At 61.0% G+C, this 10,657-nt stretch carries 6 protein-coding genes and 1 tRNA gene; all 7 read right to left on the minus strand.

The features are described from left to right. Positions 1-17 precede the first annotated feature (17 nt). Positions 18-749, minus strand: coding sequence for a GntR family transcriptional regulator (locus LHF31_RS13900; protein ID WP_298009174.1), 732 nt, complete (start codon positions 747-749; stop codon positions 18-20). A gap of 26 nt (positions 750-775) precedes the next feature. After that, a complete protein-coding gene (ade, locus tag LHF31_RS13905; protein WP_298009177.1) occupies positions 776-2,560 on the minus strand; it encodes an adenine deaminase in 1,785 nt (594 codons plus the stop codon). 70 nt (positions 2,561-2,630) lie between these two features. Then, positions 2,631-4,022, minus strand: a complete 1,392-nt coding sequence (locus LHF31_RS13910) for an 8-oxoguanine deaminase (RefSeq protein WP_298009180.1) — start codon at positions 4,020-4,022, stop codon at positions 2,631-2,633. A 274-nt stretch (positions 4,023-4,296) separates the two neighbouring features. Continuing rightward, positions 4,297-6,111 carry a hypothetical protein gene (locus LHF31_RS13915; protein WP_298009183.1) on the minus strand — a complete coding sequence of 605 codons (1,815 nt, stop codon included), beginning with the start codon at positions 6,109-6,111 and terminating at the stop codon, positions 4,297-4,299. Positions 6,112-6,165: 54 nt separating this feature from the next. Then, the gene (locus tag LHF31_RS13920) at positions 6,166-8,256 is read right to left on the minus strand and encodes an ADP-ribosylglycohydrolase family protein (protein WP_298009187.1); all 2,091 of its coding nucleotides are present in this window, start codon (positions 8,254-8,256) and stop codon (positions 6,166-6,168) included. A 136-nt stretch (positions 8,257-8,392) separates the two neighbouring features. Next, positions 8,393-10,201, minus strand: coding sequence for a threonine--tRNA ligase (thrS, locus tag LHF31_RS13925; protein ID WP_298009190.1), 1,809 nt, complete (start codon positions 10,199-10,201; stop codon positions 8,393-8,395). A 274-nt stretch (positions 10,202-10,475) separates the two neighbouring features. After that, positions 10,476-10,549 (minus strand) — tRNA-Val (locus LHF31_RS13930). Between the last annotated feature and the right edge of the window lie 108 nt (positions 10,550-10,657).

The raw sequence follows: 10,657 nt of genomic DNA on the forward strand, positions 1-10,657 counted from the left end.
TCACTCCTTTGAAACGTTCAACTGCCCACCCGTCTGACCACCTGAAAGCGAAAGTAGCCGGGCAGGAAGTAACTGTAGGAAAGATCAATCATGCGCTCTTCGGCGCTGTAAAGACGGGCTTTAAACATGAGCAGGACATCACCGCGCTGAATTTCCAGCCAGCGGGCAACCTTGGCATCGGCGGCTACGGCCTGAATCTCCGCCACCGAGCGGGTGAGCATGGGCGAGCCGCGCCGCAAGAGCAAATCCAGCACCGAGCCGGTGAAACCGCGCTCCAGATCCTGCGGGGTGAGCACATCCTCCGGCAGAATATCCACCAGATAGGCAACCGGACGCCCGGCAGTATGAATGGTGCGGCGCACCTGCACCAGCGGCGTGCCCTGCGGCACGTCAAACAGGGCCGCTTCCTCCGGATTGGCGTTTACCTCGCGGATGTTCAGGTCGCCCATGGAAACATCCATCCCCATGCGGTGAGCCAGCGTCTCAATGCTTTCCAGCACTTCCAGTCCGGTCTCGATCACGGACGGCTGACCGACTACGAAAGTTCCCACGCCCTGACGGCGGCGAATCAGTCCCTGCCCTTCAAACGAGCGCATGGCTTCCCGCAGGGTAGCGCGCGAGACGTTCAACTGCTTCGCCAGTTCAGGTTCGGCAGGCAGGCGCCCACCCGGTGGGGTGGCGGCAATTAACTGTGCCAGTTGATCCTGCAGGCGCTCATACGGATGGGTGCTTTTCCCATTCTGTTCCATGATTCTTTCTCCAGTCCCCTTTTCAGTTATTCCAGCACATCAATGATCTGGAAGCGGCGCACATCTACCAGCCCCAGATCGGAAATGCGCAGTTCAGGAATGACCACCAGCCCCAGCAAACTCATCTGCATGTTGGGGTTGTTCAAACGACACCCACAGGCGCGAAAGCCCTCCAGCACACTCTCTGCCTGGCGGGCAACCTGCTCGGCAGGCGCGTTGGAGATCAGCCCGGCAATGGGCAGTTGCACCTCGCCGAGAATGTCTCCCCGCGAAATGACCACCTGCCCCCCACCGGTCTGCATCAGTCGGTTGGCGGCACGCGCCATATCCTCTTCATCTGTGCCGATGACAATCATCTGATGGCTGTCGTGTGCAACCGTTGAGGCAATACCGCACGGCTGGGTAAAGCCAAAGCCGTGCACCAGTCCCACCTGCACTTTACCGGTAGGCTGATGACGCTCCACCAGAGCCACTTTTGCCAGATCGCGGCTCATATCCACCTGAATTTCGCCGTTGACCGGTCGCACATTCATGTGCAGGTGGCGGGTTGGGGCTTGATTCTCAATGACACCGATGACGTTGGCGATGGTACGGCTGTCGTCGGCGGGCAGGCGGAAATCTGCCGCAGTAAGCGCGCGCGGCAGGTGCACGGTGCGCAATGCCCAGTCGGGGTAGTGCAGGGCAGGCGGATCAACCAGCAGTTTGCCATCCTCTGCCACCACCTGACCTCTGGCAATGACCATCTCCACGGTGAAGTTGACCAGATCGCTGACCAGCAGCATATCTGCCCAGCGTCCGGGGGCAATCATGCCAATTTCGCGGCTGACCCCAAAATGCTCGGCAGTGTTGATGGTCGCCATCTGAATGGCGGTCATGGGAGGCAAACCCTGAGCGATGGCATGGCGCAGAACGCGGTCCATGTGTCCTTCCTGGATGAGCGTGGCGGAGTGGGAATCATCGGTGCAGAGCAGGAAATAGCGCGGGTCAAGGTTCATCTCGGTGATGGCGCGCACCTGCTCTTTGACATCGTGCCACGCCGAGCCAAACCTGAGCATGGCGCGCATGCCGTTGCGCACCCTCGCCAGTGCATCCTCCAGGCGGGTGCCCTCGTGGTCGTCCATGGCGCCGCCCGCGGCGTAGGCGGCAAACTCGTGGTTGAGCAGGGGAGAGGGGTAGTGTCCGCCAATCACTTTGCCAGATTCGCGGGTGGCTTCCAGTTTGGCATGCACGTCTGAATCGCAGTACTGCACGCCGGGGTAATTCATCATCTCGCCCAGTCCGATGATTCCCTCCCACGAGAGGGCTTCGCGGATTTCCTCTGCGCCCAGAACAGCGCCCGCTGTCTCCAGTCCCGGGGCAGAAGGCACACAGGACGGCACCTGCACAAAGACATGGATGGGCTGGAGCAGGGCTTCATCCAGCATCAGACGCACCCCGCGCAAGCCCAGCACGTTGGCAATCTCATGCGGATCAATAAACATGCCGGTGGTGCCGTGCGGCAAAACGGCGCGCACGAACTGAGCCACCGAAAGCATGCCCGATTCCACGTGCATGTGAGCATCCAGCAAACCCGGCACCAGATAGCGCCCCTGCGCATCCAGCACCTGCGTATGCGGACCGATGGTCTGATGCACATCTTCGCCCACTGCGGCAATGCGCCCCTCTTTGATGGCGACTTCCGTCTGGGGCAGGATTTCGCCGCTCTGCACGCTTACCCAGCGGGCATTGCGAATGACCCGATCCGCCGGAACGCGCCCCATGGCGCAATCCACCAGCGTGCGGGTGCTGATTAAGCGAAAGGACTGACCCATTCGTTCCACCTGCCTTTCTACCCTTCTGGTTGAAAGAAACCCCAAAGGGAATGCCTTTGGGGTTTGAAAATCACGCCTCGCCGGAAACCAGTCGCCGGGCGGCGCGGTTGTGCCGCTCCACCAGCCGCGGGAGGTCCACCGTGCGCAACTGCCCATCCTCAACCACCAGATTGCCGCCCACCGAGAGGATATCCACCGTTTGCGGAGCGCAGAACGCCAGCGCGGCAACGGGGTCGTGCAATGCCCCGGCATACGGCAGGCGTTCCAGACGGATGGCGGCAAAGTCACAGCACTTTCCCGCTTCCAGCGCGCCAATATCGGTACGTCCCAGCACCGCCGCGCCGCCGCGGGTACCCAGTTCCAGCGCCTGGCGCGCAGTCATCAGCGGAGGGGCATCCTCGCCGGAGAGCGAAGCACCCTGCAAGCCTGCCGAAAGGCGCGCCAGCAGCATGGCTTGACGCACTTCTTCCAGCATGTGCGAGCCATCGTTGGACGCCGAACCATCCACGCCCAGCCCGACATGCACCCCTGCCTTCAAGTAAGACATCACCGGGGCAATACCGCTGGCAAGGCGCATGTTGGAAGAGGGACAGTGCGCCACACCGCAACCGGTGTGCGCAAAGACGTCAACCTCTGCGGGGTTGACGTGAACGGCATGGGCAAACCACACATCTTCACCCACCCAGCCGAGCGATTCCATGTACGCCACCGGGCGCATGCCGAACTTTTGCAGGCAAAACACCTCTTCATCCTGCGTCTCCGCCAGATGGGTGTGCAGATGCACCCCGTACTGACGCGCCAGCACCGCGCTCTCGCGCATCAAATCTGCGGTGACGGAGAAGGGCGAACACGGCGCCAGGACAATTTGCACCATCGAGCCCGGTCGGGGATCGTGATACTGTTCAATCAGGCGCTGAGAATCGCGCAGGATGTGCTCTTCGCTGTCCACCACACTGTCGGGGGGTAAACCGCCCTTGCTCTCGCCCAGACTCATCGAGCCGCGCGAGGCGTGCAGGCGCAAGCCCACTTCGCGCGCCGCGGCAATCTCATCATCCAGCCGCGATCCGTTGGGGTACAGGTAGAGATGATCGGAGGCGGTGGTGCATCCCGAAAGCGCCAGTTCCGCCAGCGCGGTCTGGGTGGAGATGAAAATGTCTTCAGGGGTGAGGCGCGCCCAGATGGGGTAGAGCGTCTTCAGCCAGTTAAACAGGTTGGCGTCCTGCGCCGCCGGCACCACGCGGGTGAGGGTCTGGTAGAAATGGTGATGGGTGTTGATCAGCCCGGGAAAGACAATATAACCGCTCAGATCCAGCACTCGATCAGCAGTGGCGGGCAGGTCAGCCGTTTGCCCGACCTGCTCAATGATGCCGTTGCGGGCAAACAGCGCGCCGTTGACGATTTCCCTTCGGGCATCGTCCATAGTCACGAGGAACGAGATGTTTTTTACCAGCAGGGTGGTCATAAGATTTTGAAAGATTGATTAGACAAATTCAGGATTACCTTCAGTTTAACGAGGTTTATACAAAAAGTCAATTGTCAGACAAAGTGACATCCGTCACATTTTTTCCTGTGATGGGGTTCCAGAAACCCGGGCAACGCTCCAGGCACTGTACCGGTTGCACCCTGCCAGAAGGCTCACCGGGACGCCGTTGCGCCAGCGCCCTGCTCATTTCCTGTAAGAAGCCCCCATCGAGTACGCAGAAACACCTTCCCCGACTGGCAAGACGGAGATCCTTTTACGGTGGCAGGTAAACCTCGGGGGTTGGAGTGGGCGCTCCGTTAGACGGAGTAGCGGTAGCCTGCGCCGTGGGGGTCACGGTGGGGAACAGCGGCGCAGGCGTTGGAGTTGACAGCACTCGCGGCGGGGTCACCTGCACGGGAGCGCCACCCAGCCAGGGGGTGGGTGTGGGCAGAACGCGCCGCTCCCCGGTGATGTCCTCCACGTAACCAATTGCCCCCTGACAGGCAGGATCCAGTTGAGCGGCAAGGTTCTCCCACGTCAGCGCATCGCCGTTGTTGAGCACGCGCCGCGCGGCGGTGGAGAGACAGCCCGCTCCGGCGTTGTAATTGACCAGCGTAAAACGCCACAGGTCCTCGTACCGGCTGAGGCGCCCCGGCTCCATACCGGTCAGGTTGGTCAGGATGCGCCCGGTCTGCTCACAGTTTGCCAGCAAGCCCTCCGCAAAGACGCGCACACTGTACTGCGCCCCGGAGATGTCAATGCCGGTAGGACAATCGGGACAGGAGGCGTTGACCCTGCGCACCAGCGCACCGCGCAACAGGGCTTGCTCGTTGTCTTTCAGATTACCAAAGCCCAGATCACAGGTGCTTTGATGCAGAACCAGCGGGCAGAACTGGCGGAAGAACTCCGGATTCCACAACAGGATGGTATCGGCGCCTTTTTCGGTCAACTGTCCCAGCCCGGCTTCTTTCGTGGTATGAAACACGCCGGGCCAGAGTTGACTTTCACGGGCAAAGACGTTCTTCAGCAGACGTGCAGGCACGCCGGTTTCCTGCGATGCCTGCCAGATCTCGTCATCAAAGCGGTTTTGCCATTCGGTGAGCAGAGGGCGCGCCGCTTCCACCCCGCAGGCAGAGGCAACGTTTGCCGCCGTCAACCCGCCATCCAGACAGGCGCTGGTATCCACCAGACCGTTCTGGATGAGCGCCCCGGCGAGGTAGTAAAAGCCGGTATCGGTGCGCAGGTCTTCGATGCGCGGCGGCGTGGAAAGCCACACCGGTGGTCCATTGACATCGGGGAAGGACTGCCAGGTGAAGGCGCAGGCGGCAATCTCACCCTCCGTGTACTGCGTGGAGAGGATGTCCACGTACCACATGCGGGAATCGCGCCCGCCGCCGTCCGGGTCCATGAAATCACCCCACGGCAGGACGCGCACACGGGCAGTGTAATGTTCGCTGGAATCGCCAAAGGACGAATCCGCCCAGAACTCCATCACCGCGCCGTCCTGACCGGTAGGCTGAAGCGGCAGGCGGCACTCACTGCCGGCGCAGGTGAACGCTTCGCCGTTGAAGGTGCCCTGAATGCTCAAAATGGTCTCGTTGGGCAGGGGTTCGCGCCCTTCCAGCAGAAGGGTAGGCATGCGTGTACAGGCGCGCTCGCCCGGCAGAGCCCCGCAGTCTTCCAGATGAATCCACACCGAAGGCAGGGGCAGGATGACCTCCACCTCGCGGCTGGCAGGCTCGGAGCCAATTTCCAGCGCATACAGCCCCGGACAACGCGCGGCGGGGGTCTCCGCCAGATTGCAGGGTTTGCTTTCCAGCCAGCGCTGAGCGACCTTTTTGCCGCACAGTCCTTCAATTTCGTTATAGGTGGGGATGCCCTCATGCTCCACCGCCAGGCGGCAAACCACCTCGTTGCCTTCCCATTCTGCCAGCCACCAGAAATGGCGGGTGAAATTCACAGTGAGGGTGGCTTTACGCTCCGGCTCATCGGGGGGGAATTCTTCCGCGCGGGCAGGCAGAACCGGGGCGCCTGCCATCACCAGCAGGAACACCCCAATCACTGCGTTCAACCAGCGCAGGGATTTCATCGTTATTAGTTTAGCATATTTAGGGGGGATTCGGGACAGGGAGAATGATCGCTCTCACGCCGGGCGCACGCACACCCCATCTACCCCCAGCCGTCCTTCTTCGATGATGAATCCTACCGCGCCGCCGGACAGCCGGGCATCTTCCGCCTGTAAAATCTGTACGCCATCCACCCAGGCGGTGAGGCAGTCACCTTTGGCACGCAGGGAAAGGGTGAGCGTCTGCCCCCACTCCCAGGTCAGCGGCGTCTCGGCAAGCACTTCGTCTCTGCCGTACCAGCGGCAGATCAGCCGCGCCGTGCCGGGATGCTCCAGCAACAGGGCATAGTAACGCTCCAGCCCCTGCACGCGCACCGCCAGCCCAAACGCCCGTGCCAGATGTGGGGTACAGGGCGCCTGCGCCTCGATGTTGCGCCAGTCCAGCGTGCCCTGCGCCAGCATGCCGCGCCCCTCGTCCTGAATCAGGCGCAGGGGTTCATTGCCCGTCTCCAGATGACTCACCGCGTTGACCCATGCCAGTTGCCATGCCTGACCGCGCCGCTCGGGTCGGGTAAGGCACACCTGCGGCTCACCCTGCCAGTCCAGCCAGTCGAGGTACAGTGTTCCAGCGGTGCGGGCACTGTCCAGCACTTCCAGTCCGATGCGGGCAATGGGACGTGCCTGCGTGTCGGGGATGCGCCAGGTCAGCAGACGGCGCTCGCCGGGCGCCAGACTCTCCACCCCACCGGGGATGGCGGCAAGGCGATCTTCCTCATCGTACACTTCGATAAACAGGCGCATCTGTGCCAGAGCGGGGTTGTCCTCTGCGGCGCAGACTTCAGCGGCCACCACCTGCCCCGGATACAGGGTGGGACAGCCAAAAAGGTCGTAGGTTTTCATCTGGAAAGCATCCGGACGCAGGAAGGTGGCGGTCGCCACCCGCGCCGGCACCCCCGGCGCCACATGAGCGTAGTGAATCGCCAGCGCACGCGTCCCGCGCTGACTGTGCCCGCTGACGTTCTCAACCCGCACCGGCGCGCCTTCCAGCGGGACAAAGCCCTGGACGGCGCCCGGCAGGTCAAAGGAAAACCGCACCCCGTCCTTAAGGCGGGGAGCCGGTTCGCCATGCAGGGCACAGCCAATCCCCGCCACCCACTGCGCCACCTGAAGTGCATCGGTGACGCACGAACCGCCCTCGGCGGTGGGCAGGTAGAGGGCATCGGCAACCGGGGTGCGCCAGTCGGGACCGGCATCTATGCCCGCCAGCCCGTTCTTGATGCCCATCAGACAGCCCGCATTGCCCGAATTGCAATCGGTATCCCATCCGGCGGTATTGACAATGCTCAGCGTGCGCTGGAAATCATCCCCGCCATACAGCAAGCCCAGATGAATGAGGGCATGGTTGGGAACAACATGGCAGTTGCCGCCGTAGCGGTCATAGCCGTAATGCTGAAAGATGAAGTCCAGCGTTTCGTGCCAGTCGTCGGTGCGGGCGCGCTGGTTGCGCAGGTCGGCAATCAGGCGGTAGATGAGGGAATCGGCGGAAATGAGGCGCACGGCTTCATCCAGCAGACGATTAAGGTCCGCCTCGACAAAAGCAAGTGCTTCCATCGCCGCCAGCACCTGCGCGGCAAAGACGGCTTCGCCGTCGTGGCTCACCTGTGCGGCACGGCGCGCCAGTTCTGCGGCACGGTCGGGTTCACCCGGGCAGACCATCGCCCAGCCGTCAATGAAAATCTGCGCGCCAATCTGCTCGGCAACCACTTTGCCGTTCAACGCCATGGAGCCGGAACGCGGCGCAGGAATGCCGTGTTTCAGCCGCAGGTAGGCGGTGTGCTCGGTGGAGTTGCCCATTCCACCCCACCACAGCACGGTGCGGTTCTCCACCAGATAGTTCAGCCAGGCCTGTCCAATCTGCTCCGCGGTCAGGTCAAAGGTATTGCCACAGTCGGGCAGGGCGCGCAGAAAAGTGAAGGTTCCGGAAATATCGTCATCGGTGACCACCAGTGGAACGCCCAGGCGGTCGTGTACGTAGTAGTGAATCTCGCCCAGACGGTTGAGAATCTGGTCATACGTCCAGCCCTCAAAGGGACGCCCGAGGTACACGCCGATGATCTTGCCCAGCACGCCGGCATACACCCGCTCCAGATAATCTTTGGGAAGAGCCATGCGATCCGCCTCCAGAACATCAGAAATACAGACGGGTTAATTGTGGCATAAAAACCCCGGGAATGGCAGGGGAATGCCCATCCAGAGAAAAAAACTCGCCCTCCGCGAGGGAGGGCGAGGGATCACAGCCTCCGGTTTACAGATCGGCGGCGCGGGTGGCAATCTTTTCCTGCAGCAGAGCGACAAATTCATCGGCTGAGAGAGTTTGCTGGGCGCCATCGCGCTTCCGCAGGGCAACCGCCCCGGCCTGCGCTTCGCGCTCGCCCACCACCAGCATGTAGGGGATCTTCAGCAGTTGCGCCTTACGAATCTTGGCGTTCATGCGGTCCGAGTCGAGATCGGCAGTGGCGCGCACTCCCAGCCCGCGCAGACGGCGTTCCAGTTGTTTTGCATACTCGTTTTGTCCGTCGGTGATGGGGATGATGCGCACCTGCTCCGGCGACAGCCACACCGGGAACGCCCCGGCGTAATGCTCCAGCAGGAAGCCGATCAGGCGTTCATGCGTGCTCAACGGCGCGCGGTGGATGATCAGCGGGCGCTCTTCCTCGCCTTTCTCATTGGTGAACTTCAGGTCAAAGCGCTCCGGCTGTGCAAAGTCCACCTGATTGGTTGCCAGGGTAAATTCGCGCCCGATGGCGCTCTTGACCTGCACATCAATCTTGGGACCGTAGAACGCGGCTTCATCGGCAATCTCTACGTAGGGGATGCCGTTGTTGTCCAGCGCCTTGCGCACCATGTCCTCGGTCTTGCGCCACAGTTCGGGGTTGTTGACGTATTTCTTGCCCAGTCCGCGGGGATGGTGCGTGCTCAGGCGCATCAGGTAATCCTGAATGCCAAACAGGCGGAAGTATTCCAGATACAGGTGAATGACGCTGACGAATTCCTGCTCAAACTGCTCTTCGGAGCAGTAGATGTGGGAATCGTTCATCTGCATGGAGCGCACACGCATCAGCCCGAAGAGTTCGCCGCTTTTCTCGTAGCGGTAGCAGGTGCCGTACTCTGCCAGGCGCACAGGCAGTTCGCGGTAACTGCGCGGCTTGCTGGCAAAAATTTTGTGGTGCATGGGGCAGTTCATCGGCTTGACGTAATAACGCACGCCCTCCAGTTCCATGGGGGGGTACATGCTCTCGGCGTAGTAGGGCAGGTGTCCACTGCGCAGGTAGAGGTCCTCTTTGGCAAGGTGCGGGGTGCGCACACGCTCGTAGCCGTACTTAAATTCCATCTCTTTGGCGAGTTTCTCGATTTCTTCGATGATGGCGCCGCCGCGGGGCGTCCACAGCGGCAAGCCGGGACCAATTTCATCATCAAAGAGATAGATGTCCAGTTCCTTGCCCAGTTTGCGGTGATCGCGCTTCCTGGCTTCCTCCAGCCGCCACAGGTACTGCTCCAGTTCCTCGGGCGTCTCCCATGCCGTGCCGTAAATGCGCTGGAGCATGGGGTTATGCTCATCACCGCGCCAGTAAGCGCCCGAAACCTGCATCAGTTTGACGGCTTTGGGGTTGATTTCGCGGGTATTCGCCACATGCGGACCGCGGCACAGGTCCACAAATTTATCGTGTTTGTAAATGGAGATGACCGGCTTCTCCTCCAGCGGATTGCCGTCTTCGTCTACCTCGCCCTTTTCCAGTCCGTCAATCAATTCCAGTTTATAGGGCTGATCCTTGAAAATCTGACGCGCTTCCTCGGCGGAGACTTCCTGGCGGATGAAATCATGGTTGCCCTTGATGATTTCCTTCATGCGTTTTTCGATGTGCTCCAGGTCCTCCGGGGTGAGGGTGCGGGGCAGGTCAAAGTCGTAGTAAAAGCCATCTTCAATGGCGGGACCAATGGCGTACTTGGCGCCGGGGAAAAGTTCCAGCACCGCCTGAGCCATGATGTGCGAGCAGGAATGCCGCACGCGGAAAATGTGGGTATCCTCATACCGTTCTTGCGCTTTCGAGAGCATTTCAACCTCCTTGATTGGAAACAAAACACCCGCCCCAGGTCTGGGGCGGGCAATCGTCTGCACGCGGTTCCACCCAGTTTGACCGTCAAGCCGGTCATCTCTGGTTCGCCGATAACGGGGCAATCCGTCTGGGCTTACTGGGCACTTGCCGTTCAGCCAGCCGCTCGCGGGTGGTTTTCTCCGGCTGTCCACCGCGGATGCCTCTCAGTCTGCGGGCATCCGTCCCTGTCGGGGCATTGCCGGGTACTCGTCCCGGTCAGCGCGTTCTTTCAGGTGGGCGATATAGGACTCGAACCTACGACCTTCGCGATGTCAACGCGACGCTCTAACCAACTGAGCTAACCGCCCGTTTGCGTTATCTATTATAGTCAGATTCTCGCGTTTTTGCAACGGTGATTCGTGTGTTTGTCCCAAGAATGGTTGGTGAAATAGAGAAAGGAGCAAGGTCGAATATTC

It is taken from the genome of Anaerolinea thermophila, from assembly GCF_020723905.1.
Taxonomy (GTDB): domain Bacteria; phylum Chloroflexota; class Anaerolineae; order Anaerolineales; family Anaerolineaceae; genus Anaerolinea; species Anaerolinea thermophila_A.

Bases quoted from the DNA above. Each gene is read 5' to 3' on its own strand.
- LHF31_RS13920 (WP_298009187.1), bottom strand. From the start codon at position 8,256: ATGGCTCTTCCCAAAGATTATCTGGAGCGGGTGTATGCCGGCGTGCTG.
- ade (WP_298009177.1), bottom strand. From the start codon at position 2,560: ATGGGTCAGTCCTTTCGCTTAATCAGCACCCGCACGCTGGTGGATTGC.
- LHF31_RS13915 (WP_298009183.1), bottom strand. From the start codon at position 6,111: ATGAAATCCCTGCGCTGGTTGAACGCAGTGATTGGGGTGTTCCTGCTG.
- LHF31_RS13910 (WP_298009180.1), bottom strand. From the start codon at position 4,022: ATGACCACCCTGCTGGTAAAAAACATCTCGTTCCTCGTGACTATGGAC.
- LHF31_RS13900 (WP_298009174.1), bottom strand. From the start codon at position 749: ATGGAACAGAATGGGAAAAGCACCCATCCGTATGAGCGCCTGCAGGAT.
- thrS (WP_298009190.1), bottom strand. From the start codon at position 10,201: ATGCTCTCGAAAGCGCAAGAACGGTATGAGGATACCCACATTTTCCGC.